The sequence below is a fragment of the Thalassobius sp. MITS945101 genome, assembly GCF_047123305.1.
Taxonomy (GTDB): Bacteria; Pseudomonadota; Alphaproteobacteria; order Rhodobacterales; family Rhodobacteraceae; genus Thalassobius.
This window is the reverse complement of record NZ_CP138918.1, coordinates 3933862-3955843: the sequence shown is the minus strand read 5'-3', so window position 1 is coordinate 3955843 and position 21982 is coordinate 3933862. Positions and strand designations below refer to the sequence as shown.

The following is a 21982-nucleotide window of genomic DNA, read 5'->3' as shown; positions in this document are numbered from 1 at the left end:
GATAGGAAATGTTCAAAAAAGTCTTAGTGCCTGTTGCTCTGGATCACCTGGATGTCTTGCCCGCACAGATCGCAAGCGCCCGTCAGATGCTTGCAAAGGACGGCACAATCACAGCGCTTTCGGTTCTGGAAGACCTGCCGAGCTACGTGGCGGAATACGCCATTGTGCAACGTGACCCCAAAGAGCTTTTGCGGAGCGCACAGGAGTCGCTGCGGTCCGCCTTGAAAGATCACCCCGAGATTGCCTGCAACGTCGGAACAGGCAAGCCCGGTGTTGCGATCGTTGAGGCTGCGAACAAAATGGGGGCTGACCTCATCGTGCTTGCCGCGCAGCGCCCCGGAAGCGACGGTTATGCTTTGGGATCAACCACTTCTCGCATCAGCCGACGTGCGGGATGTTCCGTTCTGATATTGCGTTAAGGGGACAGGTAAGGCCCCGTGGGGGGCTTTGGAGCCTCTTCCAGTCTAGGCTTGTCGTGCCTTTGTCATGGCCTCCAAGTGCTTGTTGAAAGTCTGCGCGTCCATACCCGTCGCCAAAGCCCTTTGGAAAAACGCGGCCTGCGTTTCCGGTGCCAAGTCGCTTGCCGGTGGATCGCGGTCCAAGTTCGTTGGGAAGGAATATCCCTCAGCCGTTGCCGCAATCGCAGCAGACAGCTCATCGGGACTTAACCTTGCGTCTTGTCGGGCCATCACGGCGTGCGGGTAAACCAGCTTGCACATGCGGTCCCGATCCACCGTTTCCATAGCACGACCAAAGGCAGACGACACTTGCAACAGATTAACGAAGCGCTGGATGTCGGTACTGCTGTTGGCTCCTGCAGCGTGAAAAAGCGCTGGATTGAAGAACACTGCATCTCCTTTCTTCAAAGGCAGCTGAACACAGTATTCGTCAAACAACGCGCGAAAGTCGTCTCGTCGCCAGGCAGCATAACCGGGCTTATAGGCCTGCGAAAACGGCAGCAGTTTGGTCGGCCCGCTTTCCAATGGCATATCACAATGGGCCACCGCCCCTTGAAGGGTGAGGATTGGCGAAACCTCATGAACATGCGCTGGATAGGCGGCGCTCACTTCGGCAGTCTGAAACCCGAGGTGGTAGTCCCGGTGTGCCTGCTGGGCTGCCCCGCCGGGATACACGAGATTGACCTGTGCTGTCATTTGATAGTTGGGTCCCAGCCAAGCCTCGCAGATCGCAGCGATTGCTGGATTTGCAAAGTAGTCCAGAAACACGCGGGGGGAGGCTTCGCAAAGTTTCTGCAAGGAATTCCAGATCCGGTCATTGGCCCCGGAGGCTGCGAAATGATCCGCCCCGGCCTTTGCGCTCTGCTTCTCTGCATGAATGATGTCTTTGTATAGGGCGGTCGCGTCATCGATGACGGAGTGGTCCGTGTAGGCTTCCTTGAGAACCACCACACCTGCACCCCGACCAAGAACCTGAGCCCATTCCGCCATAATCCTGCGGCGCGATTGTTCAGCCGCAAGCGCGGGGCGCAGAACCGTCATATCATATATGGGAATGTTCTTTTCCACAGTGGCTGCCTGCGGCGCCGACGTCGGATCGGTGGTCTGCATGATGAGGTCTTTAAACGAATCAACATTGCAATTTTCCGGACTGTAGTAGGCAGGTGGGCTGTCGAGTTGTGTCATTGCTGGTCCTTTCGTTACGTCTGAAAATACAGGCCCAAGGATTGCAATGCGGGCGAATTTACATCAAAAATACATCAAATGGCGCATCGGTTCCCCATAAAAGAGATCGCAAGGCAGTCCGGATTGGGGACGGCTACGGTGGACAGGGTTTTGAATGCCCGCGCCCATGTCAGCCCGCAAACCAAACTGCGCGTTGAAGCCGCAATAGAAGAACTCAAAGCGCAAGAGGCGCAGCTTGCGGCACGCGGTCGGCGCTTGTTCTTCGATTTTGTTGTCGAGGCCCCGTCGCGGTTTAGCCGCGAGGTCAAATCGGCGGCAGAGGCGGTCCTGCCAGAGATTGGGACAGCCGTATGCAGACCGCGCTTCCTGATGCAGGAAAATCTGGAGGAGGAAGAGGTCGTCGCCATAATAAGGCGCGTCCTCAAACGCGGCAGTCAGGGCGTTTGCCTGAAGGTGCGTGATATTCCAAAAATAAGGGACGCCGTTGGCCTTCTCTCGCGGGCCAAAATCCCTGTGGTTACTCTGGTAACGGACATCAATTGTGCTGAGCGGTTGGCCTATGTAGGTCTGGACAATGAAGGGGCAGGGCGTACTGCGGCCTATCTGGTTGGAAACATGCTAAAAGGCGTGAGCGGTACTGTGCTGGCGACCCGAAGCCACCACCGTTTTTTGGGAGAAGAGGAGCGCGAAGTTGCCTTCAAAGAAGCGCTGGCCCGGCTTTGCCCGACCTTGCAGGTTGTCGGTTTCCACGGTGGCGGTGGGGTTGACGGTGCCACTTCTTCATTGCTGGCGCGGACAATGGAGGACGTCCACGACCTGCGGGCGGTGTATTCAATGGGAGGCGGCAACAGGTCGATCCTCAAGACCTTGGCGCAATTCCGGTGCAAGCCCGATATCTATGTCGCGCACGACCTCGATCGAGAAAACCGTGACCTGATCGAGAAACATCAGCTGGATTTTGTGCTGCATCATGATCTGCGGCAGGATCTGAGAAATGTTTTCGATACCTTCCTTGCCTACCACCGGCTGCGTAACTCTCAGGCGGTGAGGCCAATTTCAACGGTTCAGGTTCTGACACCAGAGAACGTCCCACGTTAAAGTCCGCGCTCTCTACAGCCTAACTGACTTGCTGCCCGAAAGTTGGACGGCACGGCTGGAGAATTTCTGTGTATACGGCTTTTGCCACCAACTGGCCGTCTGGTGTTGAAGCGCTCCCAATCTCTAACTTTCGCGCAATGATCACTGAAAGACCGGCATCCACCCAAATATTGAAACGTAACGCTCGCGTTGGGCTACAGGCAGAAGATAGCACTAGTTGAGACGAACAGAGGCTATGTCCGCAGATCGGGTATAACTGAGGCCCGCCGCAAATGGCTCCTTCCTGCCCGAACGACTACTGCGCACTTGCAATCGGTCAGGAGGGAGGCAACCCGACTTGGGTCGGAAACGGCCTCACTGTTTAGAATGAGCCATCAACAAAGTACGACCGTTTCCCGAAGGCTAGGGAAGAGAGCGCTGCTTCACCGATACCGCCCCTATTCCAAAACATCTTCCCCATCGCGCGCGTCGGCGCGTCTGTCGGCCAGCCGTTTGGCGTAGTTGAACTCTTTGGATCCGCGTTCGAAGCGGCTTTCGTAGTAGTCGAGAACCATTGACTGCTCCTTGGCGGTAAACTGGGTGCCTGCACAAAGCCCTTCGATCGTGCTGCGGCGTTGCTCGTCCGTCATTTTGGCATAGTAGGTCTCTTTGACTTGCGGCCTCGCATGTCCAAGGTTGAGGGAGAAGGCCCTTTCTTCTTTCCGTGAGCTCGTCAGTTCGTTTCCTAGGTAGACCAGTGTGTCGCGTGCAGAGTGCGGTGTGCAACAGCGATCAATCAGGGCCGTGGCGGCCTTGAAGGCTTTGCCTACCGCGGCGGAGGATTGCATTGGAGACACCGGGGCGGCACCGGGTGCGTGGTCGGTCAGATCATTCAAGCTGGGGAAGACCGCGTCATCCCCGGTAAACCCAAGGGCCCCAAGTTCGGTCAGCCATTCACCAAGAACTTGCTGGAAGGCTTCCGTGCGAGGGAAGAAGAAACTGCGAAAGCTCTTGCCGTTCTTGGCCCGCATTTCGGTGGCGTCCTGGAACATTTCCTTCTTCTGTATGTCGATGTGCTTCAGGCGAAGCGTGGTAAGGGCCGCTGCGCGCAGTCCGCAGGTATAGGCGCAAGCAATGATGGCCCGGTCTCGACGTTCTGCGATCGTGCTGCCGGGTATCTTCGCCAACATCCCTTCTGCTTCTTCGATCGTGAGATAGTCCCGGTCTTCACGCGGCAGTATTTTTGCGCGCACCGCTTTAGGCAGCTCGAGGTTGAGCAAGATGTTCTGGCTGAGGCGCTTATAGCCATCCTGTATGCGAAGCCAGTCGAAGAACTGACGAACCTGAGACGCGTGATGGCGGATGGTGGAGTTGCTCAAGCCACCATCCTCCTTGGGAGTTTGCCCCAGCTTAACCAAGTGGTCGCGGAAGGCGGCCGCGTCCGTCGGGGTGACCTTGTCGAAAGCTTTGCCACCAAGATGAGCCTCTAACATACGGATGCTGCGCAGGTGCGATCGGACCGTTACGGTTTCGAAGCGCCCGGCGTAGGCTTGCCACTTATGCACGATCCGGTCATTCGCCAGATAACAAATCGCGCCGCGAGATGTGGGAAGATTCCCGGTACCAGTTTGGGAGTCCCCATTACTTTCGTCTATCAAGGCAAGGCTGATACCTAACATGACACATTTTTTGAGGCTGTCGTATTCTGTCACTTTCAGTAACTTCGACACCTTTGCATCGCAGGTTGGGCAGATTGCTAGCGCCATGGGGACGCCTGCTGAGGTTGTGCTGAACGTGACGGAATGCGGGGCTGGATAGCCTGCGCTGTCGCAGCTCAAACAGTTGAACTCACCTTGTTTAAGCTTCGCCCGCTGCTTGCGTTTCTGGCCATTGTGATAGCGTTGCACCTCTGCGCCACGAAAGACGTAGGGAACTTGTTCATCCGATTTTTGAAGCCCCGACTTGATCCAGTCAGTCACGGCATTGCGCCGAACTTTATAGATCTTGCACAGCTCCTCGACCAAGAAGACCTGATCCTGGCAAAGCTTTATCTTGTAGTGCGCCCGGGTCATTTCTCGGTCTCCGAACGGCAGATCTCTTGAATAGGCTGCAGCGTGGCCGTGAGTGCCTTCTCAAAGTCAAGCAGGCTCGACAAACGCCAGCGTGTGCTGTTTGGCGGCAGTTTGACGGGGGCGGGCAGATAGCCCTGGTTGACGCGTTTCCACACTGTTTGGCGGGCAATGCCGAAGCGTTCAGCGACCTCTGTGTCTTTCAGATAACGCTCACCGTCACCGAGGTTGTCGGCGTTCTGGCCCTCAAGTGCCGCAAGCTGTTGCGGGGTCAGATCTGGAGGGTCAGTTTTCGGCTGCTGCTGATCACTGGCCCGACGGTTTATGGGGGCAACCTGTGCCTCAACGCCAACCGGGGGATCCGGGAACAGATCCCCCTGTGCCGAGTTATCACTGAGTTTAGCCATTGGCGCCTCCCTTGAGGCGCAAGCCGCTCTTGGGCAGGGAAGGGGGGAGCAACAGGTTCATTACGCGCCCTCCCTCAGTAGCGCGCGAATGTCACCCACACGCCAGGCTGTGGTGCGCGGGCCAAGACGCACCGGCTGGGGGAAACGTCCGGCGCGGACGCCAGCCCACCAGGTCGAACGAGATACTGGTACCGGGCCGTTAGGATGCAGGATCTGCTTTTCGCGCAGCAGCGCGTCATCGGGAAGATCGTCGAAGTGCATGGTAATCCATCCATGTGTGTTACAGATGGTCCAAGGCTGACGAAGCCCGACTATGTGCAGGGTGGATCCACTTAGTCCATCGTGGATTCACGATGCGTTTCATATTTTTAAGGGGTCAAACTGTCCCAATAGGTGCGGTCGACATGCTCGTCACTGGCGTCCTTTAGCAGATTGCGCACCGTTTGTTGGATAATAGAGCAGCCAAGTTCGTCGGATTTATCGGCAATCTGCTTTGGCACATCGGATCTATTTTGACGCGGGTCGTATTTGTGGCCGTCGACGGCACAGGCAATGAGCGCCTTCTGCAGGGTTGCGATCCGGAGTGTACTTGCAGATTTATGGGCTCGACTGTCTTCGTCTCTGGGAGTGGTCTCCAGTTTTTTCTGCAACTCCTTGAGCTGCTCATCTCTTTCCTCGAGCTGCTGTTGTAGATCTGCGTTCTCGGCAGACATTTCCGCCAATTTGACGGTCTCCGACTGTTGTGAGTTTTGATCAACGAGGCCAGCAGCACGGTGCCAGGCTGGAGACACGTAATAGCCTCGCTGTTTTAGCCAGAGCAGATAGTCCTTGGCAGGGGACTTCTCGCCGATCTCCATTGCCCGCTTTAATATTCGGAACCTGTCTTCGCGCTCACGGATTGTTTCGCCGGTCTCCGGTGCCTCTCCGCGCCAGCCATCTGTGGTGAACGGATCAAAGTTCAACGACAAATCGATTGCTTCCCGCGCGGTCCAATAAGGCTTGCGGGCCCACTTCCCGATGAGCCGTCGTTCCTGCTGAAGGTACTGTTCGGAGAGCATTTCGCGCCGGTGATGGGCAAAGTGCTGCCCGTCATATCCGATTGGCCCTTCTGGGGTGATGGCCAACCACCAGTCTGTATGGAAGGGAATGTTGTTTCGCTCCGCCCACCAAAGCCAGTCAGTCGGAGAGCCAAACCGTTCGCCAGACCGTTGCGCACGTGCCAGCAACGCTTCGTGACACCGTAGCGTGTCCGAAGCATCATCGGCGTCAGGTGAGGTGCCTAGCGCGAGCAGGAGGGCTTCTTCCAAAGCCCACTGGCTCTGGTGAATCCAGGCCTGCATCAATTGCTCGGTTGGTCGCGCTGGCATCTGTTCGCAATCAGTCATGTTCCGGCCTTTTGGTTTTTAAAGTATCCAGATGGTCTGCCCACCACTGCGCCAACGCAACACGTTCGCTCCAATGCTCGCCACGTGCGTAAGCGCGGCGGATTTCATTTTTTTCTACATGAGCAAGGGCGCGTTCAATTGCGTCCGGATGCCAACGCCCGGATTCATTGGCCAGCGTGGAAAACATCGCCCGAAAGCCATGCGCAGACATCTCTTCTTTGCCATAGCCCATGCGGCGCAGGGCGGCGTTTAGGGTATTGTCACTCATGCAGCGCTTCGAAGTGCGTACGGAAGGAAAGACGAGCGCACCCCAGCCGGTAAGAGCTCGAAGCTGCTTTACGCACTCAAGCGCCTGATGCGACAGGGGCACCGCGTGAGGACGGCGCATCTTGGCGCGATGGGCAGGAACCGTCCAGACCGCCTTAGCCTCGTCGATCTCTTCCCACTCAGCCATGCGCAACTCTCCCGGGCGCAGGGCGGTCAGCGACAGCAGCTGCAAAGCTATGCGGGTTGAGGTTTGTCCTGAGAAGCCATCGATGGCACGCAACAGGGCGCCAACTTGCGCCGGATCGGTGATCGCCGCCCGGTGACGGACCTGTGGTCGGATCAGGGCATCCTTCAAACCGTAAGTCGGGTCATTATCGGCCAAGCCCAGCGCGATGGCATAGCGGAAGACCGCCCCAGCGGCCGAGCGCATACGAACGGCACTTTCGTGATTGCCCTTGTTCTCGATCTTTTTCAACGGAACCAAAACATCTCGTGCTGTGATTTGGGAGATGGGCATGTGACCGATATCTGCGCCGAGCAGGCGGTGGAACCATTCGGTTTTGGTAAGTGTAGCTTCTGCGCGGCCTTCTATGCGCTTTTTTGCGAGCAGTTCTGAGGCAATCTTGGCGAAGGTCTCGGATTGCTCGGCTGCCGCCTTGGCTTTCTGATCTTTGCGAACGCTCGAGGGATCTTCGTCCTTTGCGATCAAACTACGGGCCTCATCCCGTTTTTGTCTCGCATCGGCCAAAGTTACTTCCGGATATTTGCCCAGCGCCAGCAGCTTTTCTTTCCGGTGCCAGCGGTACTTGAAACGCCAAAGTTTCGATCCATTCGGCTTGATCAGCAGATAGAGACCGTCGAAGTCGGCTTGCTTGTAGGGCTTCTCCTTAGGCTTAAGAGCCCGAATCCGTGCATCGCTCAAGACCGGCATGGGGGTACCTTCCAGATGTCGCATGACACCTCCCCCAGATCGGTACCCCACTTTGGGGTAGATAGTAGCGCACGTGGCAGGACATCACCGGACAAACCCACAGCAAAAAGCCTGCGAATACAGGCTACTGGCGGACCAACTTAGATGCAACTTGATGTTAAAATGGTGCCCCCACACGGACTCGAACCGCGGACCTACTGATTACAAATCAGTTGCTCTACCAGCTGAGCTATAGGGGCACGGCCAGCGGGCTGGCGTGTGGCTTTGAATTATCCGAGAGGGCAGGGGCGTGCAAGGGGGCAAACGCAGGAAGTGGTAGGAAAATTCAGCCGTGAAACTGTTGCGTCGGGCACAGCTGTTGTCAGCAGGTGGATCTGATTGGGTAGTGAATTGGAGCGGGCGAGGCGATTCGAACGCCCGACCCTAACCTTGGCAAGGTTATGCTCTACCCCTGAGCTACGCCCGCTCCGTTGTGAACACTGACGCGGTTCTGGCGCCTCCGTTTGGAGGAGAATTGGAGCGGGCGAGGCGATTCGAACGCCCGACCCTAACCTTGGCAAGGTTATGCTCTACCCCTGAGCTACGCCCGCTTCCTTTTCGACGGTGGGTGACCGTCATGGGTAACCTATTGGAGCGGGCGAGGCGATTCGAACGCCCGACCCTAACCTTGGCAAGGTTATGCTCTACCCCTGAGCTACGCCCGCTTCCTTAGGTGTGGCGTGGAATACAAACACTGGCACGGAGCCGCAAGAGGAAAATGACCGGTGACAGTAAAAAAGATCACCTGAAATTTGGCGGGCCCTGCGGCGGGCTTCAGAACAGCCCGTGCAACAACAGACCGGCGCCGCTGAGGATCAACATGGCAAAGGTCAGCAGCATTCCCAACTGGCGCAGCGGCACGATCTGCGGTGTGCGCCCAAAGCCGTAGCCATGCAAAAAGCGGCCCGCAATGAACATGAGGCCCAGCAGGTGAACCGCCCAGACCGGTGCGCCCTGCAGCTCTACCAGCGCCAGCAGCAGGATCGAGAGCGGCGCGTATTCGGCGCAATTGGCCTGGGTGCGCATGGCTTTGATCATTGCCTTATTGGCACCGTCGCCCACGCTGATCCGTTCCGCCCGGCGGGTCAGGATGACGCGCACGCTGAGGGCAACAAACAAAAGCGCGGCAAGGCCGGCATAGATGGGGGTGGCGGTGAGGGGCATCAGGTGGTCCTTCAAATCGAACAAGTGCAATCAAGGTTGACCCTAGGCAGCACGGTGCCGTCTGACCAGACTCACCTTGCGGCACGGGGGGGCGATTGGGGATTGGCTTGGGGGAGCAGCAATCGTCGCTACGGGGATTTGACCAAAGAAAAAGCCCCACCAAAGGCGGGGCTCTTGAGAAGCTGCTGCATTGTTTAGAAGTGCATGTTCACACCAAAACGAACCAACGTTGCTGAAATCGCGTTCGCACCGCAGGGCTGGCCGCCACAAGTGCCATCTGGCGCAAAGGCTTGATTGCCGTTGTCCAGGAAAGACAAGACTTCGCCTTTGACGGATATGTTGTCCTTGATCAAGTATTCCGCACCTAGACCAACAACTGGCATGCTTATTGTGTGAGTGCTGGAGTAAAACGGATCAAGGCCATAGAACCCCGCCTCTACTTCGACACGCGAAAGTCCGGCGGTGGCGAACGGAAGAAACTTGCCAGCCGCAAAACCGATGCGACCGCGAAGAGACATAGCAGAGTTCAGCACAGTAACGCATTCATCTATCAACCCGCAGCCGTAGTCCACTGTTGAAGAGGCAACACCCTCGGTGTTAAGTTTCGAATAGTCAAATTCAACACCAAAAACAGCCTTACCCTTTTGCCAATTGTACCCGAGCTGCACGCCAAAAGCGTTGCCGTTTGGCGCTGGCGCGGGGAGTTCTACGTTTGTCGGGTTGGCGCCGCAGGTGTCGAGGAAGTTTTCCTGGCAAAACTCTGAAGCGCCATTCACTTTTCCAAAGGCCAAACCGGCGTAGGCACCCGACCAATCAACAATGCCGGGTTCAGCGACAGCAGGTAGCTGGGTTGCTGGCTGAGGACCGTCTGCGAATGCGGGACTGGCAGCAAGTGCGACTGCAACGATCGTGGCATATTTCATTTCTGTTTCCTCAGGTTTCAATTTGGTTCGAGAAGAAAAAGTATCCTGAGCCGAACGATAGCTAGCAATTCAAATTGAACAATTTCAATCATCTCAATGATCGAAGGATATGCAGTTTTTGCGATAAATTCGCGACACAAATCAATGTAGCAACCGCCAGACGGTCCGCCGGTTGCTAACGCTTTAGGCGGGAACGTCACTTACTCCAGTTCGACCAGCAGGTCTTTGGCGTCGATCTGGCCGCCAGGCTGCACGTGTACGGCTTTGACCACCGCGTCACGTTCGGCGTGGATGCCGGTTTCCATCTTCATCGCCTCGATGGTCAGCAGTAGGTCGCCCTCATGCACTTCCTGACCGACCGAGACACCAACCGAAGCCACAACCCCCGGCATTGGTGCGCCGATGTGGTTTTGGTTACCCAGTTCGGCCTTGGGGCGGGCAGCGGTGGCGGATTTCACCAGACGGTTCGGCACACGGATCACCCGCGGCTGGCCGTTCAGCTCAAAGAACACCTTCACTTCGCCGTTTTCATCGGTTTCCCCAATGGCCTGCAGGCGGATTTCCAACGTCTTGCCCGGATCGATCTCGGCGGTAATCTCATCGCCGGGTTCCATCCCGTAGAAGAAGGTTTTGGTCGGCAGGGTGCGGACGGGACCGTACTGACGGTGACGGCCCATATAATCCATGAAGACCTTGGGATACATCAAGTAGCCGTTCAGATCCTCATCATCTACCTCAAACCCGTCCAGATCGGCGCTGACCTGTGCCCGGACCTCTTCCAGATCCACTGGGGCCAGATGCTTGCCGGGGCGGTCGGTGTTGGGGGCGTCGCCCTTCAGGGCTTTGGCCACGATGCCTTCGGGGAAACCACCCGGAGGCTGGCCCAGATTGCCGCGCATCATGTCGACAACCGAGTCGGGGAAGGCCACGTCTTTGGTTGGGTCCTCGACATCGGCGCGGGTCAGGCCTTGGCTGACCATCATCAGCGCCATGTCACCGACCACCTTGGACGAAGGTGTCACCTTCACGATGTCACCAAACATCTGGTTGGCGTCAGCATACATCTGCGCCACCTCATGCCAGCGTTCCTCCAGCCCCAGCGAGCGCGCCTGCGCCTTGAGGTTGGTGAACTGACCGCCGGGCATTTCGTGCAGGTAAACCTCGGAGGCCGGGGCCGCCAGACCGCTTTCAAAGGCGGTGTATTGCGCGCGCACCTGTTCCCAGTAGTTGCTGACCTCACGAATGCGGCCAATGTCGATGCCGGTGTCCCGGTCGGTGTTGGCCAGAGCTTCGACAATTGAGCCCAGACAGGGCTGCGATGTCCCGCCCGAGAAAGCGTCCATCGCCGCATCCACTGCGTCAACACCCGCATCCGCAGCGGCCAGAATGGTCGCGCCAGCAATGCCCGAGGTGTCATGGGTGTGGAAATGCACCGGAATGGACAGCTCTTCTTTCAGCGCTTTGACCAGTTGACGGGCGGCGGCGGGTTTCAACAGGCCCGCCATATCCTTCAGACCCAACACATGGGCGCCAGCGGCTTCCAGTTCCTTGCCCATGTTGACGTAGTATTTCAGGTCATACTTGGCGCGGTTCGGGTCCAGAATGTCACCGGTGTAGCAGATCGTGCCTTCGCAGACCTTGCCTGCCTCATTCACCGCATCCATCGCCACGCGCATGTTTTCCACCCAGTTCAGGCTGTCAAACACGCGGAACACATCGATGCCTTTGGCGGCCTCCGCCACAAAGCTCTGCACCACATTGTCAGGATAATTGGTGTAACCCACCCCGTTTGAGGCGCGCAGCAGCATCTGGGTCATCAGGTTGGGCATCCGGCTGCGCAGATCGCGCAGACGCTGCCACGGGCATTCCTGCAAGAAGCGATAAGCCACATCAAAGGTAGCCCCGCCCCAACACTCGACCGAGAACAGCTCGGGCAGGTTGGCGGCGTAGCTGGGCGCCACACGGATCATATCGATCGAGCGCATGCGGGTCGCCAGCAGCGACTGGTGACCGTCGCGCATGGTGGTGTCGGTCAGCAGCAGCTTCTGTTGCGCCAGCATCCAGTCGGCAACTGCTTTGGGGCCTTCGGCTTCCAACAGGTTGCGGGTGCCCGCCGGGATCTCATCACCATGGGCAGGCGGCTTCGGCAGTTTCAGATCCTCGGCCGGAGCAGGGCGGCCCTCAGTCTCGGGGTGACCGTTGACCGAAATATCGGCGATATAGGTCAGAACCTTGGTGCCGCGGTCGCGCCGTTTCTCAAAGTTGAACAGATCGATCGAGTCATCGATGAACTTGGTGGTGTATTCATTGCTGAGGAAGGTTGGGTGCTTCAGCAGGTTTTCCACAAAGGCGATGTTGGTCGATACGCCGCGGATACGGAATTCGCGCAGCGCCCGGTCCATCCGGTGGATCGCCGCCTCTGGCGTCGGGGCCCAGGCGGTGACCTTCACCAGCAGCGAGTCATAGTAACGTGTGATCACGCCACCTGAATAAGCGGTGCCGCCGTCCAGACGGATGCCCATGCCGGTGGCCGAGCGATAGGCGGTGATACGGCCATAGTCGGGGATGAAGTTGTTCTGCGGATCTTCGGTGGTGATCCGGGTCTGCAGCGCATGGCCGTTCAGACGGATTTCGTCCTGGCTATCTTTGCCAGTGGCCTCGGCCAGCGTCTTGCCTTCGGCGATCTTGATCTGCGCCTGTACAATGTCGATGCCGGTCACTTCTTCGGTGACGGTGTGTTCCACCTGCACCCGCGGGTTTACCTCGATGAAGTAGAACTTGCCGGTGTTCATATCCATCAGGAATTCAACGGTGCCGGCGCATTCATAGTTCACATGGGCGCAGATCTTGCGGCCCAGATCACAAAGCTCGGTACGCTGTTCTTCGGTCAGATAGGGGGCGGGGGCGCGTTCAACAACTTTCTGGTTGCGGCGCTGGACCGAACAATCCCGTTCCCAGAGATGGTAAATCTCACCGTGACTGTCGCCGAGGATCTGCACCTCAACGTGGCGGGCGCGGGTGATCATCTTTTCCAGATAGCCTTCACCATTGCCAAAGGCCGCTTCGGCTTCACGGCGGCCTTCCAGAACCTTTTCTTCAAGTTCATCTTCGCTGAGGATCGGGCGCATGCCACGACCGCCGCCGCCCCAGCTGGCCTTCAGCATCAGGGGGTAGCCGATTTCGGCGGCCTCTTTCTTGATCGCCTCCATATCGTCACCCAGCACCTCAGTGGCGGGGATGACCGGCACATCTGCGGTGATCGCAACCTTGCGGGCGCTGGCCTTGTCGCCCAGGGCGCGCATGGTTTCGGCCTTGGGGCCGATGAAGGTGATGCCATTGGCGGCGCAGGCATCCACGAAGTCGGGGTTTTCCGACAGCAGGCCATAGCCCGGGTGGATCGCGTCCGCGCCGCATTCTTTGGCAACGCGGATAATTTCGTCAATCGACAGGTAGGCAGCGACGGGGCCAAGGCCTTCACCGATGCGATACGCTTCGTCCGCCTTGAAGCGATGCAGCCCCAGTTTGTCCTCTTCGGCAAAGACCGCCACGGTCTTTTTCCCAAGCTCGTTGGCTGCCCGCATGATCCGGATGGCGATCTCGCCCCGGTTTGCGATCAAGATCTTGTTGAACTCAGTCATGGGTCGCACCTCCCGCGTTCCGTGAAAATTCTGTGACAGTGCTTGGCACGTCGCTGCGTTGCAGCGCAACAGTTTTGCGCGATATCGGTCACATTAGGTGACCAAAAAAATCATGTTAGCGATAAAATCGCATGTATCGACACATTATGAGGGGATTGGATTTGCGATTTTGCAATTCTCACCCTCTTTCGTCCCGAGTCGCCCCTGTGTTTTTGCTGCAGTTCAGCGTAAGAGGCGCGTGGGCAGGTCTGAAAGTCTGGCGACGCCCATCTGACCCAAATTCGCGACAAGATCGCGGCGCAGCATATCCACCAGGTGATCCGGACCTTTGGCGCCCAGTGCCCCAAGCGCATAATGCCATGCCCGCCCCATCATGACAAAATCCGCCCCCAATGCGAGGGCACGGCAGATATCCAGCCCGCCCTCGATGCCGCTGTCAAAGATCACCGGCAGCTTGGTTTCCGCGCGGATAGCGGGCAGCATATCGATGGTAGCGGGGGCGGCGTCAAACTGGCGTCCAGCATGGTTAGAAACCCAGATGCCATCTACACCCGCCGCTTCCAGCGGTTTGACATCGCGCGCATCCATCACGCCCTTTACCACCAGCGGCCCGTCCCAAGCGTCGCGCAGCGCTTTTAGATAGTCCCAATCCGGCGAGGTACGCAGCAGGTAGCCAACATGTTCGGTAGAGCTGAGGCCGGTTGCTTTTTCGGCGTAATCATCAATCAACTTCATCCGCGGCATGCCCATCTTTGCCATGCCCAGAGCCCAGGCCGGGCAGCGCGCCACCTGCGCCAGCAGGCGGGGCGTCAGCCGCGGCGGGCTGGTCAGGCCCGAGCGCACCTGCCGTTCACGGCGGCTTGGCACCGGCACGTCAGCGGTGAGGACCAGCGTTGTGAACCCCGCCGCCTTGGCCCGTTGCAGCATATCGGCGCGGATCTGTGGATCGCGGGGCGGATAGATCTGAAACCAACCGTTGCCGTTTAAGCAGTCCGAAACCTCCTCAGGCGGGCGACTTGCCACGGTGGAGAGCCCATAGGGCAGACCGTGGCGGGTTGCCGCCTGTGCCAGCAGCCGCTCGGCGTCCGGCCAGAACAGACCGGACATGCCCACCGGTGAGACGCCAAAAGGCAGCGGGTGCTGCCGTCCGAACAGTTCCACCGACAGATCCACATCTTGCTCGCCATGCAGGATTGAAGGCATCAGCTGCACCCGATCCAGCCCCTCCCGATTGCGGCGCTGGGCGTGTTCCTGACCGGTGGCGCTGTCGAGGTATTCGAACACAAACCAGGGCAGGCGTTTACGGGCCTTGGCTTTTAGGTCGCTGAGCGCGGGGTAGTGTTTGTGCAAATCCATGGCGGCACCATGGGTAAAGTGTAGGGGCTTTGTCCAGACTTCCCCGGCTCATGATCCCATCTTGGCCGCCCCGCAGATCAAGCCGCATCATCTGCACTGCCTTCCGGCATCTCTTGGTTCGGCGGGGCCGCGCTGGCAAGGTCAGCTTGCAGATCCCGCTGCCACCTGACCGCAGAGGTCGGGTCAATCTCGGGCGTCTCGTCAGAGGCGCAGCATTGCTGGGCGACTTCCGCATCGCGGGGATCCAAAGAGGGTTGGCCAGCGACCTGTACCTGATTGCGGCCCTTGGCTTTGGATTCATACAGCGCTTCGTCAGAGGCGCGCATCAGATCCTGCGGCAGCGTGCCGTGTTGCGGATAATGGGCCACGCCGAGGGAGATGGTGATATGGGGCAGCGCCTTTTCCCCGTAGCGCACGGTGATTTCTTCCACCGACTTGCGTAGGGCTTCGGCCTTGGCAAGCGTGTCGGGGTTTGACGTGCCAGGCAGGATCAGGGTGAATTCTTCGCCGCCCATGCGGCAGGCAACCTCATCCCCGTCGCAGGCTTTCTCCAGCGCCGCACCTACCGCGCGCAGCACCATGTCGCCGGCATCATGGCCGTGGTTGTCATTGAATTTCTTGAAGTGATCCACATCCACCGCGATCAGGCTCAACGGGGCGCCGGTGTTCTGGCTGGTGCCAATCGCTTTGCGCAGGGTTTCGGTCATGTGGCGGCGGTTGAATAGCCCGGTGAGCGGGTCGCGCACGGACTGATCATGCAGCTGGTCCCGCATCCGCACATTGGCAATCGCCATCGAGATCTGTTCGGCGCACATGCGGGCCAGCTTCTTGGATTGCCGGAAGGCGCTTTCAGCCCCATGGGCAGCCCGCAGATGCATCAGACCCACGGTTTCGCCATGGGCCAGGATCGGGAAACAAAAATAGGGCCGACCGTCGTGGGGTTCGGCGTGATCGCAGGTAAAATCTACCTCAGAGGCACCATATTCATAGGTGCGGCCGCGGCGCAGCCCCCAGCAGGCTTCGGGATGAATATGGGCGCGATGCGTGCCGCCGTTCCAGCTGGCACAGCCGTCCAGTACATCGCGGGAGTTGGAGTAGACATAGACGCTGCCCTCTGCGCTGGGCAGGATATGGGTCATGAAACGCGCCACCATTTCAAACAATTCCTCCAAAGAGTGGGAGGATTGCAGCCATTCATTCAGCTCGCCCAGCAGCTGCACTTCGCGCGCAAGCCGCAGCTGTTTGTCCATGATGTCGCGCTCTTTGGTGTTGCGGGCGTTCAGCTGGCGCACATGGCGGGCGTTGGTACGCAACATCATCATGCCTGCGAAAAACATGGTGGACAGAACCGCCGCCGCAATCAGCGACAGCGACAGGCGCACCCGGCTGATAAAGGTCGCGCGCATATCGGTCACATCCGAATAGAATTCGATCGCACCGTCGAAGCGCCCGTTGTGCACATAGGGCACATAAATCTCGGCCACATCGCGCAATTCGTCCGCATCGTGGTCGTGCTGGTCCTCTGTTGCGGTCTCCACGATGCCAAACAGATTGCCAAAGTTCCGGGTCATATCCTGGCTGATTTGGGCGTGATCATGAGGTTCAATTGCCACATCTCCATGCGCATGGTGGTCATGGCTGTCCTGAATTTCGCTAAGTGGTTTTTGGCCAAATTTGTAATATGTCAGGCCCTTCGCCACCTGTTCTTGGAAATAGCTGCTTTCCTCGATGCTGCCGATCTTGGCAAATTCGGTGGACCAGAAAATTTCCCCTTCGGCATCAAACAGATGGAAGCGAAACGCCTCGGACGCTTCGACCAGCAACAGGAGGAAGTGTTCATCGTTTTCGGTAATCTTAGAGGTTTCAAAGCTGGCGTCGGCATCTTCCAGCTGGCGGATCACCTGCTGTTGCCAGAGCACCGACTGAGCGCGGATGTCGTCCTCGATCAGTCGGTCAACAATAGGATCGGGGGCCTTGTAAACTGTATAGCCCGCTGCCGCCGCAAACAGTGTGCAGACGCTCAGAAATTGAACGGCGCGCGACAGCTTGCCCAGGAAGGTGCGTAGCGTGAGTGGCATGGCAGTGATCCCATCGGTTATCCCGCCCTCACCTTCGGTCAGAAGGATTGAGAACCTGTTAACGCCGCTCTGCAACAGCCCGTTGGGGATCTCCCAAACACTAACAATTTTCTACAAACCAAGGGTGAACATTGTGTGAACGTCCTCTTTTCCAAGGGGGTGAATCAGGTTAGGATTGCGCCCATGAACGACTTTGATGATTTTGATGATCCGATTGTGCCCGAAGGGGTGCCGCTGTCCCAACGCGCTATGGCGGCGCGGCCTGCGCCCTATCTGGACGAGCTGAACCCGGCCCAAAGGGCCGCGGTGGAGGCGTTGGATGGCCCTGTTCTGATGCTGGCGGGCGCTGGCACTGGCAAGACCAAGGCGCTGACCACGCGGATCGTGCATCTGCTGAATACCGGGCGCGCTGGGCCGCATGAGATCCTTTCGGTCACCTTTACTAACAAGGCGGCGCGCGAGATGAAAGAGCGTGTGGCGCGAATGCTAGGCCAGACGGTGGAGGGGATGCCGTGGCTGGGCACCTTCCATTCGATCTGTGTGAAGCTGCTGCGCCGTCATGCAGAACTGGTGACGCTGGATCTGGCGCTTGGCCGTCCTGAACAGGATCCGCTGATGGCCGCCCGACAGCAGGATGAGGTTCTAGAAGACCTCGGGGGATCCCCGTTTGAGCCGCAAGGCGTTCTGAACCACCTGAAAAGCAACTTCACCATTCTGGACACCGACGATCAGAACCGGCTGCTGAAGCAGTTGATCGAAGCGGCGGGTATGGACGTGAAACGCTGGCCCGCGCGGCAGCTTTCGGGGATCATTGACCACTGGAAAAACCGTGCCTGGGCGCCGGAGCAGGTGCCCACGGGCGAAGCGGCGGCGTTCAACAGCCGCGGGATCGAGCTTTATGCGCAGTATCAGCGTCGCCTGATCGAGCTGAACGCCTGTGATTTTGGCGACCTGCTGATGCATGTGGTCTCGATCTTCCAGCGCTATCCGGACCTGCTGGAGCAGTATCGCCGTCGTTTCAAATACATCTTGGTGGACGAATATCAGGACACCAACGTGGCCCAATACCTTTGGCTGCGCCTGCTGGCGGGTGGGCATAAAAACATCTGTTGCGTCGGTGATGATGACCAGTCGATCTATGGCTGGCGCGGCGCAGAGGTGGGCAATATCCTGCGGTTCGAAGCGGATTTTCCGGGCGCCGAAGTGGTCCGGCTGGAACAGAACTATCGCTCATCCAAACACATCCTTGCCGCTGCCTCGGGGGTGATCAAAGGCAATGCCGACCGGCTGGGCAAAAGCCTTTGGACCGAACGTGAAGACGGCGAAAAGGTGCGTTTGATCGGCCATTGGGACGGGGAAGAGGAAGCCCGCTGGATCGGCGAAGAGATTGAGGCCGCGCAAAAAGGCAGCCGTGGCATGCAGCCCTATGGGCTGGACAGTATGGCGATCCTGGTGCGGGCGTCACATCAGATGCGGGCTTTTGAGGACCGTTTCCTGACCATCGGATTGCCCTATCGGGTCATTGGCGGCCCCCGCTTCTACGAGCGGATGGAGATCCGCGATGCGATGGCCTATTTCCGTGTGGTGACGTCGCCTGCGGATGATCTGGCCTTTGAGCGGATTGTGAACACCCCCAAACGTGGACTTGGCGATAAGGCGCAGCAGAAAATCCAGGTGGCCGCACGGCAAAACGGCGTGCCTTTGGTCGAAGGCGCGCGACTGCTTTTGCAGGATAAGGGGCTGGGCGGCAAAGGCGCCAAGGAGCTGGCACGGCTGGTCGACAATATCGATCGCTGGGGCCGGCTGGCGGGCGATGAGGATCTGAGCCACATCGAATTGGCCGAGATGATCCTGGATGAATCTGGCTACACCACCATGTGGCAGAACGACAAAACCCCCGAAGCACCGGGTCGTCTGGAAAACCTCAAGGAACTTGTGAAAGCGCTGGAGCAGTTCGAAAACCTCTCGGGTTTTCTGGAACACGTTGCGCTGATCATGGACAATGACAGCGAAGATGCGGAGCAAAAGGTCTCGATCATGACGCTGCACGCGGCCAAGGGGCTGGAATTCCCCGTGGTGTTCCTGCCGGGGTGGGAGGACGGGCTGTTCCCGTCGCAGCGCTCAATGGATGAAACCGGGCTTAAGGGCCTCGAGGAAGAGCGGCGTCTGGCCTATGTTGGCATCACCCGGGCTGAGGAGCTGTGCACCATTTCCTTTGCGGGCAACCGGCGGGTCTATGGCCAATGGCAGGCGCAGCTGCCGTCGCGCTTTGTGGACGAATTACCGGAACAACACGTCGATGTGCTGACCGGATCCGGCTACCCCGGTGGCGGTGGCGCAGGGATGGGCGGCATGGGCGGCGTGACCTCTTCCATCGACAGCCGTGTGGCTGAGGCCAATGTCTACAATTCCCCCGGTTGGAAACGGATGCAGGCGCGGTCGCATCAGCGCCCCATCGGTCGGCCCAAGGAGAGCCTCACCACCGTGATCGATCTGCAGGCCGTCAGCGCCTACACGCTGGGCGAACGGGTGTTCCACCAGAAATTCGGCTACGGCAGCATCACCGGCATTGAGGGTGACAAGCTGGAAGTGGACTTTGAAAAGGCGGGCCCTAAAAAAGTGGTGGCGAAGTTCGTTACCGGGGCCAAGGACGTCCCGTTCTAACCCATTGCGATGAAAGGAAGGCTCATGGCGCAGATCACTCTTTTGGACGGCGGCATGAGCCGCGAGCTGGTGGCCTGCGGGGCCGAGCTGAAACAGCCCGAATGGTCTGCAGGGGCGGTGATCGACAGACCTGAAGCGGTGGTTGCGGCGCATCGCAATTTCATCAATGCCGGGGCGGAGGTGATCACCGTCAACGCCTATGCGATGGTGCCCTTTCACATCGGTGAGGATCGGTTTTCCAGCCTTGGGGCCGAGTGGACAACGCGGGCCGCAGGTCTGGCGCGGGAGGCGGCTGGCACGCAGGCAAAAGTGGCGGGCTGTCTGCCGCCGCTTTTTGGCTCTTATAAGCCAGAGTTGTTTGATACGGCCCGCGCGCCTACCATGCTCAAGCAACTCATTGAGGCGCAGTTTGATCACGTTGACCTCTGGCTGGTCGAAACCACCTCCAGCCTGGAAGAGGCCGCTGCCGCTGCTGCGGCTCTGGCTGGGGACAGCCGCCCGTTGTGGATTGCCTTTACCCTTCAGGATGATGCGCCGACCCAGCCGTTGCTGCGCTCGGGGGAGACGGTGTTGGCCGCCACCGAACTGGCGCTGCACCACGGGGCGGAGGCGCTGTTGTTCAACTGCTCTCAGCCCGAGGCCATGGGCGATGCCGTTGCTATAGCTGCAGATACGGCCCGTGCGGCAGGGTCTACGATGCGCATCGGCGTCTACGCCAATGCCTTTGACGAACATAAAGACGAAGGCGCTGGTGCAGCCAATGAGGTGATCACCGAGGTGCGCGAGGATCTGACGCCTGCGGCCTATCTGGACTGGGCGGACCAGTGGATTGCCGCAGGGGCCAGCATCATCGGCGGCTGTTGCGGCGTGGGCTCCGCCCATATCGCCGCGTTACGCCAGCATCTGAAGGACGTGTGATCAGCCCCGCAACGGCAAGCGTGGCCCCGCAATCAGCGCAGCGACGCCAGCAGGCAGCAGCAGCACCCATTGCGGCAGGGTGACCAGGCCATAAAGGCCTTCCAGCCGCAGACCGTTCACGATGAACAGCCCAGCCCCCAGCACGTAGAGCCAGCCAAAGGCCCGCGCAGCCTCGCCGCCTTTCCAGAAAACATAGGTCGAGTAGATCAGGAAGCCGCTGACCATGTGCCAGGCGGCCCACATGGTGCCTCGGACGAACAGGGGCAGATCGGTTTCCATCACCGGCACCAACGTGTCCAATGTGCCAAGGATTGTGTGCGCAGCGGCGGAAATGCCAGCAAGGCCAACCGCAAACATGCGGGCAAAATGAGGGGCGATAATCTGTTTGGAAGTCCGGTTCATCGGGCCAATCCCTTACGGTCAAAAGATGCCTTGGAGGCTACGCTTTTGCCCCGCGAAGGGAAGCGGTATCGGGGACTTGCGCCGCTCTGCCGCAGTTAGCGGGCTTCGATCTGCGAACGTTGGGCACGGATGCCGTTGCTCAGGTGTTCGGCAAGGGCGGTCACTTTGGCGCTGTGGCGCAGATCCGGATGGCGCAGCAGCCACAGGCTACGGCCAAGGCCCACTGTCTGGTGAGGTGCACGGTTCAGCCCTTCGGTACTGTCACCAATGAAACAAGGCAGTCTGACCAGCCCCAGGCCAGCCCGGGCCATTGCGATCTGTGTTGCGCCTTCACCCATCCGGTGTTTCAGCCGCGCCTTCGGATAGGGGCTGACATCGATCCAGTCAGACGTCGTGGCTCCATCCGGTTCAAAACTGCCGATCCAATGCAGGCCATCCCCTTGCTTGTGGGCTAATGTGTCCTCCGCCATCGTAGCTGCCAGATCAGCGCTGCAATAGACCGCCGTGGCACAGGTCGCCAATCGGCGCCCCAGCACCGCATCGCTCACTTCTGTGGCATAGCGCAAAGGCAGATCCGCTTCGCGCTGATCCAAATCGGCATGGGTTGCGGTCAGGTCAATGGCCAGTTCCAGCGTCGGCCAGTCCTTGGCAAATTCGGTAAGCAGATCCATCACAAAGCTCTGCGCCAGAAAATGCGGCATCGACAGGCGGATCCCCCCTGTCATCGCCAGATCCTGTCCGGCCAAGCGGCGTGACATGGTGGCCACCTCTTGCGCGATCACTTCGGCATGGGGCAGCAGCTGTTGCCCCGCTTGGGTCAGCGCCACCCCATCACTGCGCCGCTCAAACAAAAGAGTGCCAAGCCGTTGCTCCACCGCATCCAGCCGCCGACCCACGGTGGTGCGGGTGACCCGCAGTGTCTCTGCCGCGCCCTGTTGCGAGCCCGCCTGCGCCAGGGCCAGCACAATTTTCAGATCTTCCCAGTTCAGGTCTTCGGGGCGCGGTGTGGCGGGGATCATTT

At 58.8% G+C, this 21982-nt stretch carries 17 protein-coding genes and 4 tRNA genes; 4 read left to right on the top strand and 17 right to left on the bottom strand.

All coding sequences use genetic code 11. From position 1 onward, the window contains the following. The first annotated feature begins 8 nt into the window (after positions 1 to 8). The gene (locus SIC14_RS19375) at positions 9 to 419 is read left to right on the top strand and encodes a universal stress protein (RefSeq protein WP_412563543.1); all 411 of its coding nucleotides are present in this window, start codon (positions 9 to 11) and stop codon (positions 417 to 419) included. A gap of 45 nt (positions 420 to 464) precedes the next feature. Here SIC14_RS19375 and SIC14_RS19370 read toward each other — a convergent pair whose 3' ends face one another. After that, a complete protein-coding gene (locus SIC14_RS19370) occupies positions 465 to 1643 on the bottom strand; it encodes a phytanoyl-CoA dioxygenase family protein (protein WP_412563542.1) in 1179 nt (392 codons plus the stop codon). Between the two features lie 78 nt (positions 1644 to 1721). Between SIC14_RS19370 and SIC14_RS19365 the strand changes: the two genes are divergently transcribed. Continuing rightward, the gene (locus SIC14_RS19365; protein ID WP_412563541.1) at positions 1722 to 2741 is read left to right on the top strand and encodes a LacI family DNA-binding transcriptional regulator; all 1020 of its coding nucleotides are present in this window, start codon (positions 1722 to 1724) and stop codon (positions 2739 to 2741) included. Between the two features lie 437 nt (positions 2742 to 3178). Here SIC14_RS19365 and SIC14_RS19360 read toward each other — a convergent pair whose 3' ends face one another. The 14 genes from SIC14_RS19360 to SIC14_RS19295 form a co-directional block, all read right to left on the bottom strand. Continuing rightward, positions 3179 to 4792 (bottom strand): tyrosine-type recombinase/integrase, encoded by a 1614-nt coding sequence (locus SIC14_RS19360; RefSeq protein ID WP_412563540.1) that lies wholly within the window; start codon positions 4790 to 4792, stop codon positions 3179 to 3181. Continuing rightward, on the bottom strand, positions 4789 to 5196 hold the full coding sequence (locus SIC14_RS19355; RefSeq protein WP_412563539.1) for a helix-turn-helix transcriptional regulator: 408 nt from the start codon (positions 5194 to 5196) through the stop codon (positions 4789 to 4791). Before SIC14_RS19355 ends, SIC14_RS19360 begins: the two co-directional genes overlap by 4 nt. Positions 5197 to 5256: 60 nt before the next feature. Further along, the gene (locus SIC14_RS19350; protein WP_164645828.1) at positions 5257 to 5457 is read right to left on the bottom strand and encodes an AlpA family phage regulatory protein; all 201 of its coding nucleotides are present in this window, start codon (positions 5455 to 5457) and stop codon (positions 5257 to 5259) included. A 107-nt stretch (positions 5458 to 5564) separates the two neighbouring features. After that, positions 5565 to 6581, bottom strand: a complete 1017-nt coding sequence (locus SIC14_RS19345; RefSeq protein WP_412563538.1) for a hypothetical protein — start codon at positions 6579 to 6581, stop codon at positions 5565 to 5567. After that, positions 6574 to 7803 carry a tyrosine-type recombinase/integrase gene (locus tag SIC14_RS19340; RefSeq protein WP_412563537.1) on the bottom strand — a complete coding sequence of 410 codons (1230 nt, stop codon included), beginning with the start codon at positions 7801 to 7803 and terminating at the stop codon, positions 6574 to 6576. Before SIC14_RS19340 ends, SIC14_RS19345 begins: the two co-directional genes overlap by 8 nt. A gap of 139 nt (positions 7804 to 7942) precedes the next feature. Further along, positions 7943 to 8018, bottom strand: a tRNA-Thr gene (locus SIC14_RS19335). A gap of 152 nt (positions 8019 to 8170) precedes the next feature. Further along, positions 8171 to 8245: transfer RNA gene (locus tag SIC14_RS19330), tRNA-Gly, on the bottom strand. Between the two features lie 49 nt (positions 8246 to 8294). Further along, positions 8295 to 8369: transfer RNA gene (locus tag SIC14_RS19325), tRNA-Gly, on the bottom strand. 39 nt (positions 8370 to 8408) lie between these two features. Continuing rightward, positions 8409 to 8483 (bottom strand) — tRNA-Gly (locus tag SIC14_RS19320). A gap of 109 nt (positions 8484 to 8592) precedes the next feature. Further along, positions 8593 to 8982 carry an MAPEG family protein gene (locus SIC14_RS19315; protein ID WP_412563536.1) on the bottom strand — a complete coding sequence of 130 codons (390 nt, stop codon included), beginning with the start codon at positions 8980 to 8982 and terminating at the stop codon, positions 8593 to 8595. 194 nt (positions 8983 to 9176) lie between these two features. Then, positions 9177 to 9905 (bottom strand): outer membrane protein, encoded by a 729-nt coding sequence (locus tag SIC14_RS19310; protein WP_412563535.1) that lies wholly within the window; start codon positions 9903 to 9905, stop codon positions 9177 to 9179. 200 nt (positions 9906 to 10105) lie between these two features. Continuing rightward, on the bottom strand, positions 10106 to 13543 hold the full coding sequence (locus SIC14_RS19305) for a pyruvate carboxylase (protein ID WP_412563534.1): 3438 nt from the start codon (positions 13541 to 13543) through the stop codon (positions 10106 to 10108). Between the two features lie 222 nt (positions 13544 to 13765). After that, the gene (locus SIC14_RS19300; protein WP_412563533.1) at positions 13766 to 14899 is read right to left on the bottom strand and encodes an alpha-hydroxy acid oxidase; all 1134 of its coding nucleotides are present in this window, start codon (positions 14897 to 14899) and stop codon (positions 13766 to 13768) included. Positions 14900 to 14976: 77 nt separating this feature from the next. Next, positions 14977 to 16977, bottom strand: a complete 2001-nt coding sequence (locus SIC14_RS19295) for a diguanylate cyclase (RefSeq protein ID WP_412563532.1) — start codon at positions 16975 to 16977, stop codon at positions 14977 to 14979. A 183-nt stretch (positions 16978 to 17160) separates the two neighbouring features. Between SIC14_RS19295 and SIC14_RS19290 the strand changes: the two genes are divergently transcribed. Further along, the gene (locus SIC14_RS19290) at positions 17161 to 19641 is read left to right on the top strand and encodes an ATP-dependent helicase (protein WP_412563531.1); all 2481 of its coding nucleotides are present in this window, start codon (positions 17161 to 17163) and stop codon (positions 19639 to 19641) included. Between the two features lie 24 nt (positions 19642 to 19665). Next, complete coding sequence (locus tag SIC14_RS19285; protein ID WP_412563530.1) at positions 19666 to 20559, top strand: homocysteine S-methyltransferase family protein; 894 nt, start codon at positions 19666 to 19668, stop codon at positions 20557 to 20559. On the opposite strand, the gene SIC14_RS19280 is transcribed toward SIC14_RS19285, so the two are convergent. Further along, positions 20560 to 20961 carry a hypothetical protein gene (locus tag SIC14_RS19280; RefSeq protein ID WP_412563529.1) on the bottom strand — a complete coding sequence of 134 codons (402 nt, stop codon included), beginning with the start codon at positions 20959 to 20961 and terminating at the stop codon, positions 20560 to 20562. It abuts the gene before it with no gap. Between the two features lie 95 nt (positions 20962 to 21056). Continuing rightward, positions 21057 to 21980, bottom strand: coding sequence for a LysR family transcriptional regulator (locus tag SIC14_RS19275; RefSeq protein WP_412563528.1), 924 nt, complete (start codon positions 21978 to 21980; stop codon positions 21057 to 21059). Between the last annotated feature and the right edge of the window lie 2 nt (positions 21981 to 21982).

Coding starts and splice junctions, on each gene's coding strand:
- SIC14_RS19375 (WP_412563543.1), top strand. CDS start 9: ATGTTCAAAAAAGTCTTAGTGCCTGTTGCTCTGGATCACCTGGATGTC.
- SIC14_RS19370 (WP_412563542.1), bottom strand. CDS start 1,643: ATGACACAACTCGACAGCCCACCTGCCTACTACAGTCCGGAAAATTGC.
- SIC14_RS19365 (WP_412563541.1), top strand. CDS start 1,722: ATGGCGCATCGGTTCCCCATAAAAGAGATCGCAAGGCAGTCCGGATTG.
- SIC14_RS19360 (WP_412563540.1), bottom strand. CDS start 4,792: ATGACCCGGGCGCACTACAAGATAAAGCTTTGCCAGGATCAGGTCTTC.
- SIC14_RS19355 (WP_412563539.1), bottom strand. CDS start 5,196: ATGGCTAAACTCAGTGATAACTCGGCACAGGGGGATCTGTTCCCGGAT.
- SIC14_RS19350 (WP_164645828.1), bottom strand. CDS start 5,457: ATGCACTTCGACGATCTTCCCGATGACGCGCTGCTGCGCGAAAAGCAG.
- SIC14_RS19345 (WP_412563538.1), bottom strand. CDS start 6,581: ATGACTGATTGCGAACAGATGCCAGCGCGACCAACCGAGCAATTGATG.
- SIC14_RS19340 (WP_412563537.1), bottom strand. CDS start 7,803: ATGCGACATCTGGAAGGTACCCCCATGCCGGTCTTGAGCGATGCACGG.
- SIC14_RS19315 (WP_412563536.1), bottom strand. CDS start 8,982: ATGCCCCTCACCGCCACCCCCATCTATGCCGGCCTTGCCGCGCTTTTG.
- SIC14_RS19310 (WP_412563535.1), bottom strand. CDS start 9,905: ATGAAATATGCCACGATCGTTGCAGTCGCACTTGCTGCCAGTCCCGCA.
- SIC14_RS19305 (WP_412563534.1), bottom strand. CDS start 13,543: ATGACTGAGTTCAACAAGATCTTGATCGCAAACCGGGGCGAGATCGCC.
- SIC14_RS19300 (WP_412563533.1), bottom strand. CDS start 14,899: ATGGATTTGCACAAACACTACCCCGCGCTCAGCGACCTAAAAGCCAAG.
- SIC14_RS19295 (WP_412563532.1), bottom strand. CDS start 16,977: ATGCCACTCACGCTACGCACCTTCCTGGGCAAGCTGTCGCGCGCCGTT.
- SIC14_RS19290 (WP_412563531.1), top strand. CDS start 17,161: ATGAACGACTTTGATGATTTTGATGATCCGATTGTGCCCGAAGGGGTG.
- SIC14_RS19285 (WP_412563530.1), top strand. CDS start 19,666: ATGGCGCAGATCACTCTTTTGGACGGCGGCATGAGCCGCGAGCTGGTG.
- SIC14_RS19280 (WP_412563529.1), bottom strand. CDS start 20,961: ATGAACCGGACTTCCAAACAGATTATCGCCCCTCATTTTGCCCGCATG.
- SIC14_RS19275 (WP_412563528.1), bottom strand. CDS start 21,980: ATGATCCCCGCCACACCGCGCCCCGAAGACCTGAACTGGGAAGATCTG.